Below are 19,267 nucleotides of genomic sequence, written 5' to 3' on the forward strand. Positions count from 1 at the left end.
GTACGCAGTTTCTCTTTGAAGAGAATAAAAAGGGCCCTTTTCTTATAAATCGTTCATTTGCTATAAGGATTTCGTTTAGGTAACATTTGTTGTATGTAAGGAACGATTATTTTATAAGCTTTCTCCTTGTTGATAGTAATTTTGTGGCAGAAATTTTATAAATCCAGAATTACTAACATCAATCATTTTCTAAATGGAAAGCCTAAGGAAAATTATTTCGAGTGCAGTATTGCTTATGTTCTGTTCGCTTATATATGCTCAGAACAAGGTAACTGTCAGTGGTACAATTGTTGACGAGACTGGTTCTCCTGTCGTTGGTGCCACAATAATGGAGAAAGGTACAGCCAATGGAACGGTAACTGACATTGACGGTAACTTTAGTTTAAGTACAAATGAGGGTGCACCTCTCACAATCTCTTACATTGGTTATTCTACTATTGAAGCCAAGGCTGCAGCTAAGATGAATATACAGCTGAAGCAAGAAGCCAATGAATTGAACGAAGTCATCGTAACTGGTTATACAACTCAGCGTAAGGCAGACCTTACTGGTGCCGTATCAGTTGTGAAGACTGATGCTGTCAAGACATCTCCAGATGCTGATCCAATGAAGGCACTTCAGGGACGTGTGGCTGGTATGACTATCACAGACACCGGTTCGCCGTCAAGTACTGCAACAATTCGTATCCGTGGCATCGGATCATTCAACTCTTCTCAGGATCCTCTTTTTATTGTAGATGGTGTGCCAATGACAAACGGTATCAATACACTTAACTCTAACGATATCGAGAGCATGCAGGTTCTGAAGGATGCTGCTTCAGCAAGTATCTATGGTTCACGTGCTGCTAATGGCGTTATTATCATTACAACAAAACAGGGAAAGAAGGCTGACAAAATAAAAGTAGACTTTACAGCTAATCTTACTGCTCAGTTCTATACAAAGCAGTCAAAGATGAAACTTCTTGACACTAAGGGTTATGCTACCGCAATGGCTCAAGCTGCACTTAATGATGGTATAGATCCTGTAGCGTACGCAAGCAACTATGGCCTGAACCTCAATGCTGCAGAAGGTGTGGGAATCAGGGTATGGAATCCTACAACAAATCAGTATGTAAACTATACTATAAATGGTCTCTATGGCGGTTTTATCAATACTAAGCGTACCATGATGTTCTCAGATACTGATTGGGTCAGAGAAATTTCTCGCACAGGTTTCTCCCGTAATTACAGCGTATCTATCTCTTCTGCTACAGATAAGTTAACATCGATGCTCTCTTTGGGCTATAAGAAAAATGATGGTATCCTGAAGTACACAAACTTCTCAAGTATTCAAGCTCGTATGAATAACTCGTACAGACTCAATAACATCCTCAAAGTTGGTGAGAACTTCACTATAAGCTACAACAAACAGGTTGATGGTGCTCCTATGGAGAATGCCCTGAAGATAAGCCCAATAGTACCTGTCTATGAAAAGAACGGTGTTACATTTGGTGGTCCTGTTGGTGGTATGAGCGACCGACAGAATCCTATGCGCGAACTGTATCATAATAAGGATAATCATCTTGACTATTGGCATGTATTCGGAAATATGTATGTTGACATTACCCCTGTCAAGGGGCTGTTGTTTCGCTCAAATTTTGGAGTCGACTATACTACATCATTCATTAATGCACTGACGCATACCTTTGCATCAGATGTTGTGAATAACAATACAGCACGAACCGACCTTGGTCAGACCAACAATACTAATTACACATGGTCTAACACTCTGAACTATCTCTTTGATATAAAGAATGCTCATCATTTCAATGTACTTCTTGGTTCAGAAATCAATAAGCAAACTTATCTTGATTTTCATGCTATTTCTGAGGGATATGCTCTGGAGTCAGTGGAATATATGTACCCAAATGCAGCAACTGGTACAGCTCGTAACACTGGTGCAATGGTTGGATACCGTCTGGCTTCATTCTTTGGTAAGGTTGACTATAACTACAACGACTTGCTTCTTGCATCTTTCACACTACGTCATGACGGTTCAAGCCGTTTTGGAAAGAACAACCGTTGGGGTAATTTCCCTGCAGCATCACTGGGTTTCCGTATCTCACAGCTACTTAAAAAAGACTGGCTTGACGACCTGAAGTTTCGTCTTTCTTGGGGTAAGACCGGCAATCAAGGAATTGACAATAATGCACACTATGGCTTGTATGTTGCCGACTATGGTCTTGAGCGTACTACATCAACAGCCTACGACCTCAATCTTGCAGGTAGTGGCACCTTCCCATCAGGCTATCGTGCAATACAGACAGCTAATGAGAACTTGAAGTGGGAGACAACCACACAATATAATATAGGTATTGACTATAGTCTGTTCCGCAGCAGTCTTTATGGAACAGCTGATTTCTATATCAAGAACATTACAGACATGCTTATCAACCCAGGATACCTTGCAGCAAAGGGAGAGGGTGGAAGCCAGTGGCAGAACGGACCATCGCTTCGCGACTGGGGTATGGAACTTACCTTAGGTTACCGTAAGAACTTTTCTAATGGCTTAGGCATCGATATTAATAGTAACATTGATTTCTTCCGTAATCGTGTTACATCTCTTCCAAAGACAACAACAGGTGCTTATGCACACACTTCAAAGCAGAATATTGTTGAGGCAAAAAAACCTTATGGTAGTATTGTAGGCTATGTTGTTGACGGACTCTTCCAAAACCATATGGAGGTTTATGCGTCAGGTCAGCCTAACGCTCGTGTAGGTGGTCTGAAATATGCTGACCTGAATGGGGATGGACGTATCAATCAGGATGACCAGACATGGATTATGAATCCCGTACCTGCATTCTCTTATGGTCTGAATGTTGCGGTGAGTTACAAGAACTTTGATATCAGTATGTTTTGGCAAGGTGTAGCCGATCAGGATATCTACAACAATCAGAAATTCCAAACAGATTTCTGGAGTATAACTGATGCAGGTTCAAACAAGGGAAACCGTATGCTTAATGCATGGACATCCGATAATACTGATTCTTCAATCCCAGCTTTGACAACTAACAATACTGCTGACGAAGGTCGTGTTTCTACGTATTATGTTGAGAACGGTTCTTACCTGAAGCTCCGCACACTGCAACTTGGGTATAACGTTCCTGAGAAGTTTATCTCAAAGTTCAAGATGTCCAGCCTCAGAGCATATATCTCAGGTCAGAATCTTCTGACACTCAAGAGTTCCAGTCTGACATGTTCAGATCCAGAGAATCCAAGCTGGGCTTATCCATTGGCCACATCTATTTCGTTTGGTCTGCAGGTAGGATTCTAAAGATAAAACGATATGTTCATCATAAAAGTTTATAACAATGAAAACAATCATATATAATAATATCAAAAAGGCTTGTATGACTCTTTGCCTGGTTGGTTCCTTGGCAAGTTGTAACGATTATCTGGAGTATAAGCCAACAGCTGTTGTCGATGAGCAGCAGGCATTCCAAAACCCAGACGAGATGGTGAATAGTGCCTATGCCATGCTGGGTGATGACTGGTATGGATACCCTTTCAATCTCTGGACATATGGTGATGTGGCTTCTGATGATGCTCTTAAGGGTGGTTCAGGAACCACAGATACAGATTATCATCAGGTGGAGGTATTCACAACTCTTACCCCTACATTAGGACATCTTGACGAGTTGTGGTATCATCTCTATATTGCTGTCAGCCGTTGTAATCGTGCTCTCGTGGCACTGCAGGATAATGGTGAGGCGAAACTCGGTGCTGAGACAACAAAACAGCGTATTGCTGAGGTAAAGTTCCTTCGTGCTCATTTCTATTTCAAACTTAAGATGGTGTTCAATAAAGTGCCTTGGATTGACGAGGATGCTTATCGTAATAACAGTCAGGAGCAAATTAAGAATGATGAGTACACAGCAGAACAGCTATGGGAGAAAATTATTGCTGACTTTAAGGAGGCTTATGATGTTCTTCCAGCAACGCAGTCTCAGGGCGGACGTGTCAATAAAGTTGCTGCCGCCGCTTATCTTGCAAAATGTTATCTTGAGAAAGGATGGGGTGACGGCTACGAGGGTAGCACTGGTGCCAACTTTGTCAATAAGGAGGATATGAAGAAGGTTGTTGAATACACTGATGTAGTGAAGAGCTCACAATATGGCTATCTTGAGGACTATGGTGACATATTCCTTCCAGAGCATCACAACAGTAAGGAAAGTATATTTGCAGTACAACATTCTGATTACGAGGATGACCACACAACTTACGGACGTGGCAACTGGTCAAATCTTCTTAATGGTGTATGGGGTATATGGTCATGCGGATGGGATTTCCATAAGCCATCACAGAACTTCGTAAATGCTTTCAAAACTCACAACGGACTTCCACAGTTTAATGACTATGCGGATGAAAATGCCCACCCAGTAAATGGAGCACCATCTTCTCAAAAATGGGATCCAAGATTGTTCCACACAGTGGGTATGCCTTCATTCCCTTATAAGTACGAGGGAGCCTACACTCTGACAACTGCGAACTCACGTACGCCTAACACCTATGGTTATTATTGCTCTATGAAAGAGGTTCCGCAGCGTTCAAAGGGGGAGACATACAACAGCCCATGGCAGTCTTTCGCAATGAATGACTATGTAATTCGCTATACCCAGTCAATGCTCGACCGCGCTGAGGCTCTTATCGAATTAGACCGTTTTGTTGAGGCACGCCAGATTATCAACGATATCCGTCAACGTGCAGCCAACTCCATCAATAAGCATATCTCTTATGCCGCTAATCAGTGTGAGATAAGTCTCTATCCTGATACATACTTCCAGAATAAGGAGAAGGCACGTTTGTGTCTGCGCTGGGAGCGTCGTCTGGAGATGGGTATGGAGCATGAACGTTTCTTTGATCTCCGCCGCTGGGGTCTTCTCTCAACAACTCTCAACAATTACTTTAAGAAGGAGCAGAATGATGAATACAATGGACAGAAGTATGCGCAGTATTATAAGGGTGCACACTTCACGCCAGGCAAGAACGAGTACTTCCCTGTACCTTATCCACAGTTGTATTACATCCCAGGACTTTACTCTCAGAACAGAGGATACTAAGTTAGAGAAAAGAAGTAAAATAGACAGAAATTATGAAAAAGATATCAATCATATTAACGGTATTGGTTGCGCTTATCTTTACTGCTTGTCAGGACAAGGATATCGAAAGAGCTCCAATGCTTCTTCAGTCTATCAATGCTGAAGAGATAACAGGTAATCTTACAGGTGATGACTACACATGGACATGGCCACAGCTAACACCAGGCCAGTCAATGTATGTTATGGTTTATGAAGGAAGTACATTGCTTTCTTCGGAGACTGTGACTGGCAACAGTTTTACGCACAAGAGTGTTCAGACCAACGTTCCTTTTGTTTATGTCTTCAAAGTCAGCGACGGTGATAATGTCTCTTCTGGTGTAGTAAAGAATTATACACGTGAGGGTGCAACACAGATTACAGGTCTTTCTATGTCACAGGTTGAGAAGGGACGTGGATATGACGCTGCCATCACATGGAATAAAACTACTGATGCCACATCCATCGACTTAATAGCTACCAATGGTACACGGACTATTCATGAGACCCTCTCAGGTTCTGTTTATAGCTATACAATTCCTAACGTAGTATATGGCGACACATGGAACGTTACTCTGCGTGCTATCAACGATAAAGGAACCTCAATGGCAACAACGTCAAGCCTGAAGATCGGTAAGACGGCTATCGCATTCCTCAGTATATATGCTACGCCAGAGGAACTCATTGCTAATGGTGACGATGACGAAGCGTCTGCATGGCTGTGGCTTCATAAAACATATCCTAACGCACAGTTCGTTTATTTCGGTAATATTAAGTCGGCTACCGACATGGAGCCTTATCGTGTGGCATTTTGGTTGCGTGACCTTGAGCAAGGTACAGAGGATGATGTATGGAGTCTTCCAGCGGTTGTGAATTCTGCAACACCTTACATCTCAGAATGGTACAAAAATGGTGGAAATATACTGCTCTGGCAGCATGCAACAGCTTACCTCACTAACCTTGGTCGCTTTGAGCAAAGCCTATTCCGAGGAAATGACCATACTATCGGTATTGGACGTGGTGGTATCAATAATGATAACTGGAGTATGGGTGCATGTTTGAACATCGAAGGAAGTCTCATAGACTTCACTACTCACCCTATCTATAAGGGGATCCCAGTACGTATTTCTAACGGCATTAAACTCATTGATATGAAGGGACCTGGATGGACAGAGGATCATAACTGTCTATACTTCAACATCCCTTCTGTACTGTCTGGCATAGCTAATGACAAACTCTCTGCCTATACTACAATAACAGAGACTTACGGCATATATCCTCTTGGCGTATGGGATTCGCAAATAAGGTCAGTTTCACAACTCAATGTCTGGGAATGCCGTCAGGGCAACAGCGACTTCAAGGGTACAGCAATCTGTATCGGTAATGGTGGTTGCGAATTCTCTATGCGTAATGCTGATGGCTCTGCAGATGTAAGTGCCCATCCAAAGAACAACGTCAACCAGGAGTCAATCCTCAAGTTGGCTAAGAATAGTATCGAATATCTCAAAACTCGCTAACAAAACATTCTATATCAAAAGTTATGAAACAAATACTTATAACAACTTTGCTTATACTCATGGGATGCGTCTCGTCGGTAGCCCAGAGTCAGGTACAAGTTCTTAGTGAGCGCCATGCTATGCAGCGTATCTCTGGGCAGAAGAATTATCTTATGTTGCCTGTCGAAGAGGCCGAAGAAGGGGCACATGTAAAGATAATTTATAATAACAAAATTGTCAAGGAATTCAATGTTCGTCTTGCTGTCAACAAGGTGGACTATTATGTGCCTGTTGACATTTCAGTAATTAATGGTAAGGATGCACTCATTGACGTGGACTTTGGGGATGGCCGCAACAGAAGACATAGTGATATAAAGAACTATGTATGCTGGACAAAGATTGATTATACAGATAAGATAGATACGGCCAATCGTGAGACACGCTGGCGTCCTATATATCATCATACCCCTACATACGGATGGATGAACGACCCTAATGGTATGTTTTATAAGGATGGCGTGTGGAATCTCTACTTCCAATATAACCCTTATGGCTCAACATGGGAGAATATGACATGGGGACATTCCACGTCTACTGACCTTGTGAACTGGACATATCAGGGCGATGTAATAGAGCCTGATGCTTTAGGTACAATATTTTCTGGTTCTTCTGTAGTTGATTATAAAAACACTGCTGGATTTGGAGAAGGGGCCATCATCTCTTATTACACCTCTGCAGGTCAATCACAGACTCAGAGTATGGCATATAGTGTTGACAATGGTATGACTTTCAAGAAGTATTCTGATAATCCTATATTGACAAGTAATCTTCCTGATTTCCGTGACCCAAAGGTTCTTTGGAATGATGAGGCTTCTCACTGGAATCTTATTCTTGCAGCTGGACAGCAGATGAATATATATAGCTCAAAGAACTTAAAAGACTGGAAGTTTGAGAGCTCTTTTGGAGAGGGATATGGTAATCATGGAGGTGTTTGGGAATGTCCTGACCTCTTGAAGATGGGAGACAAGTGGCTCCTTATTTGTAATATCAATCCTGGTGGACCTTTTGGTGGAAGTGCAACTCAATACTTTGTTGGTTCATTTGATGGTCATAAGTTTACTTGCGAATCAAAACCTGAGGTGACAAAGTGGATGGATTACGGAAAAGACCATTATGCAACAGTTTCTTTCAGCAATGCTCCAGACGGTAGAATCGTTGTTCTTCCTTGGATGAGTAACTGGCAGTATGCTAATCAGGTGCCTACACAACAGTATCGTTCTGCCAATGGTTTGCCACGAGAACTCAGTCTCTTCACTTATGAGGGAGAAGACTATGTTTGCGTAAAGCCATCTCCTGAGGTATTTGCAGCCTTTGAGCAGAAACCTACAGGAAGTCTTCAGTCTGCTGCTTATCTTGAAGTTACAAATATAAAGAGTAATGCTTCTATCGTACTCAGCAATGATAAAGGCGAGAAGGTGGCGATGGTTTATGATGAAAAGAACAGAACGTTCTCTATGGATCGAACAGAAAGTGGTTTGACAGACTTCAACAATGACTTCAAAGCAAAAACCACAGCACCTACCTATGGAACTATAAAGAAACTTCAGATTTTCGTAGACAATAGTAGCATCGAAGCTTTTGATGCTGACGGAAAGATGTCAATGACCAATCTTGTGTTCCCTAACAAGCCTTATGACAAGATCCTTGCTAAGGGCTGTAAGGTAAAGGTATATAACTTGAAGAAATAAATAATAGCACGAGTTAAGATTTAAGATTTCGTTCATTTACCGCAAAATAAACTCTTATAGTAACATTTGTTGCGGTCAATGAACGGAATTTAAAACGTGTTTCTTGCGTAAAAACTTAACTTTGTAATCGATATTAAGACAATCACTTTACACAAAACTAAAAATTTTAAAGATTATGTCGAAAACCAATAAGCTCGCTCTCTTGCCCGTAATGCTTTGTTTTTTTGCGATGGGTTTCGTTGACTTGGTAGGTATTGCCTCCAACTACGTAAAGAACGACTTGCAGCTGTCGGATTCTACAGCGAATGTCTTTCCGTCCCTTGTTTTCTTCTGGTTCCTTATCTTTTCCGTACCAACAGGTATGTTGATGAATAAGATAGGACGTAAGAAGACGGTACTTATAAGTCTTGTCGTTACCTTATTCTCTCTTCTCTTGCTGGTTTTCGGCGAGTCATACGGCTTAATGCTCGTATCGTTCTCATTGCTTGGAATAGGCAATGCATTGATGCAAACATCGTTGAATCCGCTGGTTTCAACGGTGATGAAAGGTGGAAATTTGGCGTCAACACTTACTTTCGGACAGTTTGTTAAGGCTATAGCGTCTTTTATGGCTCCTTATCTCGCTATATGGGGAGCGCAAGCAAGCATTCCAGGCTTTGGTCTCGGATGGCGTGTTCTTTTCCCAATTTATTTGATTATAGGCACACTTGCTACGCTGTTACTCTTCTCAACGCCTATAGAAGAAGAACCTATTGAAGGCAAAGCAAGCTCTTTTGCAGAATGTTTCAGCCTATTGGGTAAACCTATTGTGTTACTTAGTTTCTTAGGTATTATGTGTCACGTTGGTATTGATGTTGGTACAAACACAACGGCACCAAAGATTCTGATGGAGCGTTTAGGTATGTCATTGAATGAAGCTGCTTTTGCAACAAGCCTATACTTCATCTTCCGTACTATTGGATGTCTTACAGGTTCGTTCTTCCTTCGTGTGATGAATAATAAGTTTTTCTTTATTATTTCGGTTACGATGATGGCACTTGCTATGTGTGGAATGGCTGTGGGAACGTCAAAGACTGTACTGTTTGTGGCGATTGCTCTTGTTGGTTATGGTAACAGTAATGTCTTCTCAATGGTCTTTGCACGTGCTTTACAGAGTGTTCCAGATAAGCAGAACGAAGTGAGTGGATTGATGATTATGGGACTTTTCGGTGGTACTATCTTCCCTCTCTTGATGGGATTTGCCAGCGATGGGTTCGGTCAAGTGGGAGCCGTTATTGTAATGGCGATAGGTGTACTCTACCTTTTTTCGTATATTCCAAAAATGAATAATAAATAAAACAGATATGAAACAGTTGATCGTTGGCCTCGGAGAGGCATTATGGGATTGTCTTCCTGAAGGAAGAAAGCTGGGTGGCGCACCTGCAAACTTTGCTTATCATACAGGACAGTTTGGGTATGATTCGTTGGCTATTAGTGCTGTCGGAAATGACGTCTTGGGTAAGGAAACCCTCGATGAATTCGGTAAAAAAGGTGTAAAGTACTTGATGCCAGAGGTGGATTATCAGACGGGAACGGTGCAGGTAGAACTTGACAGTGAAGGTATACCTACCTATGACATCAAGGAGGGAGTAGCTTGGGATAACATACCGTTTACTCCCGAGGTTGAAGAAGCAGCCAAGAACTGTCGTGCTGTATGCTTTGGCTCACTTGCACAGCGTAGTAGTGTAAGCCGCCAGACAATACAGAAATTCCTCGAAGCAACGCCAAAGGATTGTCTCAAGATATTCGATATCAATCTTCGTCAGAATTTCTATACAAAGGAGATTATCACTAATTCGCTCCAGCATGCCAATATCCTCAAGATTAATGATGAGGAACTTGTGTTGATTGGTCGTCTTTTCGGTTATCCAGGTCTTGATATAGAGAATAAGTGTTGGCTGCTTTTAGGAAAGTATCACCTTGATATGCTCGTGCTGACTTGTGGTGTCAACGGTTCGTATGTCTTTGCGCCAAACCTCAAGTCGTTCCAAGAAACGCCAGCGGTTGAGGTTGCTGATACCGTGGGGGCAGGTGATTCCTTTACGGGTGCTTTCACTTCAGCCATCCTTGCAGGCATGCCAATTACCGATGCTCATAAGTTAGCAGTGGAAGTTAGTGCGTATGTCTGCACGCAGAATGGTGCTATGCCAAAACTCCCTAAGGAACTATTAGATAGAATTAAGTAATTTATTCCTTTCTCGGATACGTGATATTGTTTCCGTGTGGGAAATATTTATTTATCGTACGTATCTTAACAGGCAAGGGATAAGTGGCATTTAGATAAAGTACATGGTCCGAATTGATTGAGTGAAGGATAACTTTTCTCGATTAATTCGGGCTTTTTAGTGTGCCAGTCTTAGAGTTCTTAATATGTAATTTATGCTCTCCTTTTCTATTAAATACCCCTCCTTTCGAATTATTTTCATGAAAATAAATCTTTTTTTTTCATGAAGATAAATATTTCTTTTCACGTAAATAATTATTTTTCTTCATGAAAGTAATTCGTAGTGAGTGTCAGCTTGTAGCTGTTTTTGTTGGAAATATATAATAAAAAATGGGATAGTATCAGCATGAAGCAGATACAATCCCATTTGATAAGCTAATCAATAGTAAAGAAGCTGGTTTTAATCTTCCCAGGTATTAGTTGAGTTTTGCTCGGTGAATGGATTCGCCTTGCTTCCTGCAACACCAGGACCACCAGTTTGAATGTCTGATTGTTCTTTTTCATTTTGGCTGCCTGCACTACCAATACTTGCTGAGTCATTTGTTTTGCTGTTACATATAAACTTCTCAGTAATAACGGCATGAATATCCGTCATTGGCTTTATATATTTTGTTTTCATCATGACTTTTCTTTGTTTAACGAACGATGTACTTCTTTCCATTAACGATGTAAACTCCCTGTGGCAATGCTTTCAGGTTAATTGTGCCTTGCTGTACGAGTTGTCCCGTAATGGTATAGACCTTTCCCTGCTGCATGTCGCGTATTGCTGGCATAACAGGAAGCGTGTCAATAGCAGTTGTTTGCCCGTCAATGCTTTCTAAATAATAGCTGACTGATGGCTTCGCATTCGCACCATTGTCCTTATTCATCAAGACGCAAGCCGTGTAAGGAGTCCATGTTCCGCTGTTAGATGCTATCCACTTGTAAAAACCATTCTTATAGGTGCTCTCATTATCGCCTGAATAGTAATAATAAGAATACTGCTGCAGGTACTTGTTCTTGTCATAATTACCAATAAAAGTATAGGTGACGCCATCAGCAGTATTTACAACCTTTTGAGCATCCAAGCTTTCCTTTTTCTCTTCTTGTTTCTTGATACCCACGATGGTTGTTTTCACACCCGTCTGCGTCCCCTTGTGCAGGGAAGGGTGAATCATGTAAGGATGGTGAGCCTTTGTCTCTGTTACAGGCTGCTTAAATTTCAGTGTGATAATCTTGTCACGATTAGACTTTGTGACAACATCTACACCAGAGAACTCTACAACCTCAACTTTTGAACCGTATGCACTCTTGAGCTGCTGGGCTGTCATGTCAAATGGCAGACACATTGTGTACCACTTGCCGTCTACACGTTTGTCGTCATCCCATGTGTCATCTTTTTTGTTCTCACCAACCAAGGCGAAGTTCTTCCAGCCTGCATAGTCACCATGTTGTACAGTGTATTTTCCATCTTCCTTAGTAGGCCAAATTTCACCATTCTCTGCCAGCATACTGTTAGTTGTACCGCCAGGCGTGCGTGAATGCTCGTTTACATAGTCTTTTTTAGCTTCTTTGGGGTAATGCAGCATTGCCAGTGGACTATCAGACCCAGATTTTTTGTAAAACTCTCGCTTCAAAGGTGTTGTGCCACTTGGATTCGTATAACTGAATGATGCAGATGCTTGCTCGTAAAAAGCTTGGTTTTCAGCTTTTGTTTTCGTGCCTAATACATATACATCTGTAAGTGCTTTGTTGTCTTGGAAAGCGTGTGCCTTAATTTTCTCAACACTTGCAGGAATCGTAATTGTTTTCAGATTCTCGCACACGAAAGCATTTTCCTCAATTACCTTCAGCGTGTTAGGTAGGTGGATGGCTTCAATTGCTGCGCCAGAGAATGCACCATTACGGATATATTCAACTCCTTCTGGCAACACAATATCCTTTAAGGCTGAACAGCCAGTGAAAGCCTGGGTACCAATTTCTTTCCAACCATAGCCAAAGTCAACAGATGTGAGATTTGTACAACCCCCAAATACTTGTTGCTTTATTTTGCTGTTGCCATTAGGGTTAACTTCACCAAGTTTAATAGTCTTTAGGGATTGTGGAAACGCCTGAACGCCTACATCAACGCTGCGTTCTGCATTGTCAGGAATGATTACATTTTCTATTTTGCATGAACCATAATTAAGGCAAGCTTGTGGTATCTCTTTAGTTGTACGAGGGAAGGTGATAGTCTTCAGCTTGTCCATATACTTTAGATTGACCAGTTTGCCGTCATTCGTTAAGTTTGCGAACTCAAGGTCGAGTGTGTTTAAGTTGGGGAAGTTGTTTTCAGTGTCGGCCATACCACAAATACGCTCTAAGTCCTCATTGCTCATAGTTATTCCAGTTTTGGTTACAACTTTCAGCTTCGTGGTAGTCAGATAATCTTTTATTAGATCTGATGGCGTGTACTCGGCATATCGTCCTGATACTGGTGTGAACTCTTTGTTAATGTCGCCAGATGCTTCGAGCGTGAAGACCACCGTCCCGTCAGTTTCTTGGGTTACATTTAGCTTTGCCCATGTTGCCTGCAATGTAATGATTGACAGAGCCAACATTAAGATTAATCTTTTCATTTCTTTTTGTCTGTTTTTTTAATATTTATAAGTTATTTAGATCCCATAAATTATTCCGCAAGTTTCGGCATGAAACTGCAGATTGTTGTTGTTTGATTGAATGTTTGCTGCGAATAGTTGCTTGAAGTTAATTTGTAATATATTTAATTTTCTGCAAAAGTATTATTATTATTTAATACATTGAGTTTTACCCCTCCTATATTTAGTATAACTTAACATAAGTTACTTTTAATTTTAGCAAAAGTAATAAAAGGCAACAATAAGTCTTTTGAAAAGCCAATAAGAGGCACATTCTGATTTGCGTTTTCATTTTTTTTTATGTAAGTTTGCAGACCCATAGACATTACTACACGATGAAATCGGGGAAGACAAGCATCAAGAACTTAAAGTATAACGTATCATTATATGAAACCAAACCTAACAAAGACACTTCTGCCCATAGCTGCATTGACTTGTGGACAAGTTGCGATGGCGGCACAGAAAGCGCGGCAACGCCCTAACATCATCTACATTATGTGTGATGATATGGGTTATGGCGACCTTGGTTGCTATGGACAGCAGTACATTCTTACACCGAATATTGACAGTATGGCAAAGGAGGGTATGCGCTTTACACAAGCGTATGCGGGTGCACCAGTGAGTGCTCCATCGCGTGCTTGCTTTATGACAGGGCAACACTCCGGGCATACGGAAGTAAGAGGAAACAAGGAATATTGGGCACCAAGCAAGCCTGTCTATTATGGGAAAAACCGCGATTTCAGCGTTGTTGGACAGCATCCTTACGACCCAGAGCATGTCATCCTACCTGAAATCATGAAAGACAATGGCTACCGTACGGGTATGTTCGGTAAGTGGGCTGGTGGTTATGAAGGCTCTAAGTCAACTCCAGATAAGCGTGGGGTGGATGAGTTTTATGGTTATATCTGTCAGTTCCAAGCACATCTTTATTACCCAAACTTCCTCAATGAATATAGCAGAGAGCGTGGAGACAGTGCGGTAAAGCGTGTAGTAATGCAGAATAATATTGACTATCCGATGTTTGGTGAGCAGTATGCACAACGTAAAGACTACTCAGCCGACCTCATACATCAGCACGCTTTGAGTTGGCTGAAGCGACAAAGCAAGGGCAAACCATTCTTTGGTATCTTCACTTATACGCTTCCTCATGCAGAGCTAACACAACCCAACGACTCCCTCGTGGCTTTCTATAAAAAGAAGTTCTTTGAAGATAAGACTTGGGGAGGGCAGGAAGGCTCACGATATAACGCCGTAGAGCATACCCATGCACAGTTTGCTGCGATGATAACTCGCCTTGATGCGTATGTTGGAGAGATCCTTCGTACCTTAGATGAGCAAGGACTTGCAGAAAATACACTCGTCATCTTCACCAGTGACAATGGGCCTCATGAGGAGGGTGGAGCCGACCCAACCTTCTTCAATCGTGATGGTAAGCTGCGAGGACTTAAACGCCAGTGTTACGAGGGAGGAATTCGTATTCCGTTTATTGCCCGTTGGAAGGGACGTGTTAAGGAAGGAGTGACCAATGACTTGCCGTTTGCATTCTACGACTTGATGCCAACTTTCTGTGATGTGGCAGGTGTACGCAACTTCCCAAAACGCTATATTAATAAGAAAAAGGCTATCGATTATTTCGATGGAATCTCTATTTTCCCAACCTTGATGAGCGATGAAAAGGCACAAAAATGCCACCCACACCTTTATTGGGAGTTTGCTGAGACCAATCAGATTGGTGTCCGTATGGGAGATTGGAAGCTCATTGTTATCCGTGGTGTGCCACATCTTTACAACCTTGCAACAGACCTTCACGAAGATAAGGACGTAGCACAGGAACATCCAGAACTTGTTGATCAGATGGTAAAGATTATCTATCAAGAGCATGTTGACAATCCGTTATTCCCGATTACAATGCCGATGGAAAGGGGGAAATAAGGCTTAAACAACTAAAAACTATTCTATATGAATCAAAACATTACAAAGGCAATCTTGCCATTGGCGGCACTGTCGTGTGTCCACGGTAAGATGCTTGCGCAGGATGCGACACGGCCTAACATCCTTTACATCATGTGTGACGACCACGCTATGCAGGCTATTAGTGCATATGGTAGTCCTATCTCGAAGTTAGCTCCTACACCAAACATCGATCGTTTGGCACAACGAGGAATGCTCTTTCGCAACTGTTTCGTGGAAAACTCATTGTCAACGCCAAGCCGTGCTTGCTTGATGACAGGACTCTACAGCCACCAGAATGGGCAAAGACAGTTGGCTGAGGGTATCGACACTACAAAGACTTTCGTTCCAGAACTGATGCAGAAGGCTGGTTACGAGACTGGAATCGTAGGTAAATGGCACATGATGTGTCGCCCGAAGGGCTTCGATTACTATTATATCCTCGATGGTCAGGGAAAGTACTATAATCCAAATTTCTGCACAACAGGCAACTACGGCAAGTATAAACAGGAGATGGGGTATGCAACAACACTGACCACACAGCATGCGATAGAGTTTCTTGACCATCGACAGAAGGACAAGCCCTTCTGCTTGTATGTGCATCATAAGGCACCACATCGCAGTTGGTTTGCCGAGCCAAAGCATATCGGAATGTATGATGGGGTAGACTTCCCATTGCCAAAAACCTTCTGGGATAACTATGAGAATCGCGGTTCGGCAGCTAAAACACAGAAGATGAATATTGAGAAAGATATGGAGTTAATCTTAGACTTCAAGATTCCAGAGCTTCTCGATACATCAGACGTGGAGAGTATGGCTTCTTATGCAGGTTTGATGGGCGAACTTGGTCGTATGACAGCAGCACAAAGAATGGCATGGGATAAGTATTATATGCCAAGAAACCGCCGTTTCATCGAGGCGAAACTCTCAGGAAAAGACCTCGCAGTGTGGAAGTATCAGAATTATATTCGTGATTATATGTCTGTCATTGCTTCGGTAGATGAGAGTGTCGGTCAGCTGTTAGATTATCTTAAGGCACATGACTTGGATAAGAATACTGTGGTTATCTATACCTCAGATCAAGGCTTCTATATGGGCGAGCATGGATGGTTTGATAAGCGATTCATGTATGAGGAGTCTTTACACACCCCACTTATCATTAGCTACCCAGGTCATATCAAAGAAGGAGTAGAGAATACTGATATGGTACAGAATATCGACTTTGCACCGACTTTCCTTGCTTATGCCGGTGTACAACAACCAAAGGAGATGACAGGTAAGCCACTGCAGCCGCTGCTTGCAGGTAATAAGCCAAAGAACTGGCGTAAAGATTTGTATTATCACTACTACGACTATCCTACTTATCACCTTGTTCGTAAGCATGATGGTGTACGTAATGATCGCTACAAACTTATCTATTTCTATGGTAAGGGCGGTATGCGTGCCGTGGAGGAGAATAAGTATCAGAAGATTCCGGGTACGAGTGAGTATAACTGTCTGAAGTATTTGAATGCTACACACTACTTCAACGATGATGCTGATGTAAGCTATTACGAACTTTACGACCTGCAGAATGACCCTGACGAGTTGAATAATATCTACGGAAAGAAGGGTACGGAGAAGGTAACAAAGCAGCTGATGAAGCGTTTGAATAATTATCGTAAAGAACTGAAAATAGATGAATACTAAATAGCCTTTTTGCTTGGTTCGTTAAGAACTTATAAGTGTTAATGGTATGATAGAGGGTCAAGTCAATTCTTTCCTTAGTGTGATTTTAGGAAAAGATTGACTTGACTCTCTTTTTGATTTGTTACTATTGGAGAAGAAAGTACAAACGTCTTTATTGTTGTATCATAACAATAAAGGTGTATTTAGCCTGTGGAAGCCTTCTTTTTAGCCGTGAATTAGGGAGATATTTATGCTCCGCACCAATGGTGCGGAGGCTTAACACCAATGGTGCGGAGGGCTAACACGAATGGTGCGGAGCATTAACTTGTCGAGTTTCTATCACCTTCAGAGGATAAACTAAGGGCAAAGAAAAAGGATGCACAGCTTGTGCATCCCTTTGTTATATAGTAGGTAAACAGTTCAGAGACCAATGAATTAACCCTAATCGGTCATTAGACCACAATATGTATAATTCTTCTTACTCTGGTATTGTTTCCTAACATCTTTTATTTTCTTATCGGCATCTTGTGTGTCTTTGTAACTTGACGTAGCCCGCTACGCCTGCGTTCCAAAGCCAAACAATCTGCTCGATAATAAAACAAAATATGTTTAGCCTCTAATGACGGATTGGGGTTAAATAGATTTTACCTTTGTGAAGGATAAGGTTAGAGCAGTTTTAGAAGCTCTTCAACCATGCCTTCAAGTCCATCATCATCTCCTCATGATAGCGGAAGCCAATCTTGCTACCCCAACCGTGACCGCCACCAGGATAAACGTGGAGCGAACCACGAACGTCATTGCGGTACAACTCGGTGTAGAAGTTTACACCATTAGCTGGTGGAACAGTATCGTCGTCGTCGCTGAGTGCAATGAAAGTGCGTGGAGTCACACGGCTTACGTTCATGTCAGCACTGTATTTCTTCTCGTCACGCTTGCTTGGATTTTTACCAAGGAAGTTCGTACGACTTCTGTCGTGTCCGTAACCTTCCATCATTGAGATAACTGGATAGAAGAGAATTTGGAAGTTAGGCTTTGCCTCACCCTGACTTCTTGTTGCGATAGTTGCAGCGAGGTGGCCACCAGCAGAGAATCCCATGATACCAACATCATTACGATTAATCTTCCAGCTTGTTGCATTCAAGCGTACAAGTTTCATAGCCTGTTCAGCGTCAGACACTGGAACTTCTGGCTGACCATGTGGCATACGATACTTCAAAACGATAGCTGCAATACCTTGGTTCTGGAAGAATTCTCCCCAATCGTAGCCCTCTTTCTCCATAGAAAGGGTCTCGTATGCACCACCCGGACAGATAACTACGGCACGACCAGTAGCTTGTTTCTCCATAGGAAGGAATACGCGAACCTTGGCAGAGTCGTTTGGATCACCATTATCGTAAGGTGGACGTCCATTATAAAGTTTAACGTCGAAGACACTTTGAGCCGACATTGTCATAGTGGCAGTGGCCAACCCCATTACGAAGAAAAGTTTTTTAAAATTCATTCTATTCTCAGTTTATTTGTTTTGTTCGTTTATCCCCTCTCTTTTTCTATGATATTTGGGTAGATAATTGATTTACAGAAAACAACACGTTACTGTAACAAGAAGAGGAATAAATCGTGTGATTTTGAACATGTAGTTGCAAAGTTAACAAAAAGATACGATTTCAATAGTAGATGTTTAGAGTTTTTAGTATATTTGCAAGCAGAAATAATAAAAGGTATGGAGTATAAACGAATTTTAATAATTTCGTGTGGCTGTTAACAACTACCTTTTAGTTAGCTTTTTAAATGGTTACATCAATGTTCAAGAACAATATACAATCTCAAGATGCACGTATTAGATAAATTTCGGTATTGCCCCGTATGTGGAAGTAAACACTTTGTTGAACAGAATGAAAAAAGCAAACGCTGCGAGAGCTGTGGCTTTGAGTATTTCTTAAATCCAAGTTCTGCAGTCGCAGCATTTATCCTGAATGAGCAAGGAGAACTGCTTGTTACACGTAGGAAGTTTGAGCCTGGACGTGGAACATTGGACCTTCCTGGTGGTTTTTGTGATATCGGGGAGACGATTGGCGAGGCACTGATACGTGAGGTAAGAGAGGAAACTAACCTGACAGTCAAGGAAAAACATTACTTCTGTTCGCTTCCGAATAAGTATCGGTATAGTGATTTTGATGTTCCAACACTTGATGTCTTTTTTGTTTGTAAGGTAGAGGATGAAACTGTATTAAAGGCTGCTGACGATGTAGAAGAAGCAATGTGGCTTCCTTTGTCAGAGGTTCACACAGAGCAGTTTGGGCTCCGTTCTATCCGTCAGGCACTATATGATTTCCTACAAATGGAGTCGAAAAACTTAAAAAAGTAGAAATTTTGCCTATTATATAAGGTGTAAGCAAAAAGTTTAAGTACTTTT

12 protein-coding genes are annotated in these 19,267 nt (G+C 41.8%); 9 read left to right on the top strand and 3 right to left on the bottom strand.

Annotated features, from left to right (window positions below; all coding sequences use genetic code 11):
- Positions 1-193 precede the first annotated feature (193 nt).
- The 6 genes from FIU21_RS12670 to FIU21_RS12695 all read left to right on the top strand — a co-directional run bounded on the left by FIU21_RS12670 (position 194) and on the right by FIU21_RS12695 (position 10,583).
- Positions 194-3,313 carry a SusC/RagA family TonB-linked outer membrane protein gene (locus FIU21_RS12670; RefSeq protein WP_004358784.1) on the top strand — a complete coding sequence of 1,040 codons (3,120 nt, stop codon included), beginning with the start codon at positions 194-196 and terminating at the stop codon, positions 3,311-3,313.
- A gap of 37 nt (positions 3,314-3,350) precedes the next feature.
- Positions 3,351-5,099: a RagB/SusD family nutrient uptake outer membrane protein gene (locus tag FIU21_RS12675; RefSeq protein ID WP_172891405.1), complete on the top strand. Its 1,749-nt coding sequence runs from the start codon at positions 3,351-3,353 to the stop codon at positions 5,097-5,099.
- A 32-nt stretch (positions 5,100-5,131) separates the two neighbouring features.
- Entirely contained in the window at positions 5,132-6,631 is a 1,500-nt protein-coding gene (locus FIU21_RS12680; RefSeq protein ID WP_004358782.1) for a DUF4960 domain-containing protein, read from the top strand.
- A 59-nt stretch (positions 6,632-6,690) separates the two neighbouring features.
- A complete protein-coding gene (locus FIU21_RS12685) occupies positions 6,691-8,358 on the top strand; it encodes a glycoside hydrolase family 32 protein (RefSeq protein WP_172891418.1) in 1,668 nt (555 codons plus the stop codon).
- 175 nt (positions 8,359-8,533) lie between these two features.
- Positions 8,534-9,694, top strand: coding sequence for an MFS transporter (locus FIU21_RS12690; RefSeq protein ID WP_004358780.1), 1,161 nt, complete (start codon positions 8,534-8,536; stop codon positions 9,692-9,694).
- Between the two features lie 7 nt (positions 9,695-9,701).
- Complete coding sequence (locus FIU21_RS12695; RefSeq protein WP_004358779.1) at positions 9,702-10,583, top strand: carbohydrate kinase family protein; 882 nt, start codon at positions 9,702-9,704, stop codon at positions 10,581-10,583.
- A gap of 438 nt (positions 10,584-11,021) precedes the next feature.
- Here the strand turns inward: FIU21_RS12695 and FIU21_RS12700 are convergent, their stop codons facing one another.
- Together FIU21_RS12700 and FIU21_RS12705 are read right to left on the bottom strand one after the other, a co-directional pair.
- A complete protein-coding gene (locus tag FIU21_RS12700; protein WP_004358778.1) occupies positions 11,022-11,243 on the bottom strand; it encodes a hypothetical protein in 222 nt (73 codons plus the stop codon).
- A gap of 13 nt (positions 11,244-11,256) precedes the next feature.
- Positions 11,257-13,218 (bottom strand): leucine-rich repeat domain-containing protein, encoded by a 1,962-nt coding sequence (locus FIU21_RS12705; protein ID WP_004358777.1) that lies wholly within the window; start codon positions 13,216-13,218, stop codon positions 11,257-11,259.
- 468 nt (positions 13,219-13,686) lie between these two features.
- Between FIU21_RS12705 and FIU21_RS12710 the strand changes: the two genes are divergently transcribed.
- Positions 13,687-15,168, top strand: coding sequence for an arylsulfatase (locus FIU21_RS12710; RefSeq protein ID WP_455657073.1), 1,482 nt, complete (start codon positions 13,687-13,689; stop codon positions 15,166-15,168).
- Positions 15,169-15,195: 27 nt separating this feature from the next.
- Positions 15,196-16,875: a sulfatase family protein gene (locus FIU21_RS12715; RefSeq protein WP_172891406.1), complete on the top strand. Its 1,680-nt coding sequence runs from the start codon at positions 15,196-15,198 to the stop codon at positions 16,873-16,875.
- A 655-nt stretch (positions 16,876-17,530) separates the two neighbouring features.
- On the opposite strand, the gene FIU21_RS12720 is transcribed toward FIU21_RS12715, so the two are convergent.
- Positions 17,531-18,355: an alpha/beta hydrolase gene (locus tag FIU21_RS12720; RefSeq protein WP_004358774.1), complete on the bottom strand. Its 825-nt coding sequence runs from the start codon at positions 18,353-18,355 to the stop codon at positions 17,531-17,533.
- Between the two features lie 327 nt (positions 18,356-18,682).
- Between FIU21_RS12720 and FIU21_RS12725 the strand changes: the two genes are divergently transcribed.
- Positions 18,683-19,219 (top strand): NUDIX domain-containing protein, encoded by a 537-nt coding sequence (locus FIU21_RS12725; protein WP_004358773.1) that lies wholly within the window; start codon positions 18,683-18,685, stop codon positions 19,217-19,219.
- Positions 19,220-19,267 lie beyond the last annotated feature (48 nt).

The sequence above is a fragment of the Prevotella melaninogenica genome (assembly GCF_013267595.1).
Taxonomy (GTDB): Bacteria; Bacteroidota; Bacteroidia; order Bacteroidales; family Bacteroidaceae; genus Prevotella; species Prevotella melaninogenica_D.

Coding starts and splice junctions, on each gene's coding strand:
- FIU21_RS12725 (WP_004358773.1), top strand. CDS start 18,683: ATGCACGTATTAGATAAATTTCGGTATTGCCCCGTATGTGGAAGTAAA.
- FIU21_RS12690 (WP_004358780.1), top strand. CDS start 8,534: ATGTCGAAAACCAATAAGCTCGCTCTCTTGCCCGTAATGCTTTGTTTT.
- FIU21_RS12715 (WP_172891406.1), top strand. CDS start 15,196: ATGAATCAAAACATTACAAAGGCAATCTTGCCATTGGCGGCACTGTCG.
- FIU21_RS12710 (WP_455657073.1), top strand. CDS start 13,687: ATGGCGGCACAGAAAGCGCGGCAACGCCCTAACATCATCTACATTATG.
- FIU21_RS12700 (WP_004358778.1), bottom strand. CDS start 11,243: ATGATGAAAACAAAATATATAAAGCCAATGACGGATATTCATGCCGTT.
- FIU21_RS12720 (WP_004358774.1), bottom strand. CDS start 18,355: ATGAATTTTAAAAAACTTTTCTTCGTAATGGGGTTGGCCACTGCCACT.
- FIU21_RS12670 (WP_004358784.1), top strand. CDS start 194: ATGGAAAGCCTAAGGAAAATTATTTCGAGTGCAGTATTGCTTATGTTC.
- FIU21_RS12685 (WP_172891418.1), top strand. CDS start 6,691: ATGGGATGCGTCTCGTCGGTAGCCCAGAGTCAGGTACAAGTTCTTAGT.
- FIU21_RS12705 (WP_004358777.1), bottom strand. CDS start 13,218: ATGAAAAGATTAATCTTAATGTTGGCTCTGTCAATCATTACATTGCAG.
- FIU21_RS12695 (WP_004358779.1), top strand. CDS start 9,702: ATGAAACAGTTGATCGTTGGCCTCGGAGAGGCATTATGGGATTGTCTT.
- FIU21_RS12680 (WP_004358782.1), top strand. CDS start 5,132: ATGAAAAAGATATCAATCATATTAACGGTATTGGTTGCGCTTATCTTT.
- FIU21_RS12675 (WP_172891405.1), top strand. CDS start 3,351: ATGAAAACAATCATATATAATAATATCAAAAAGGCTTGTATGACTCTT.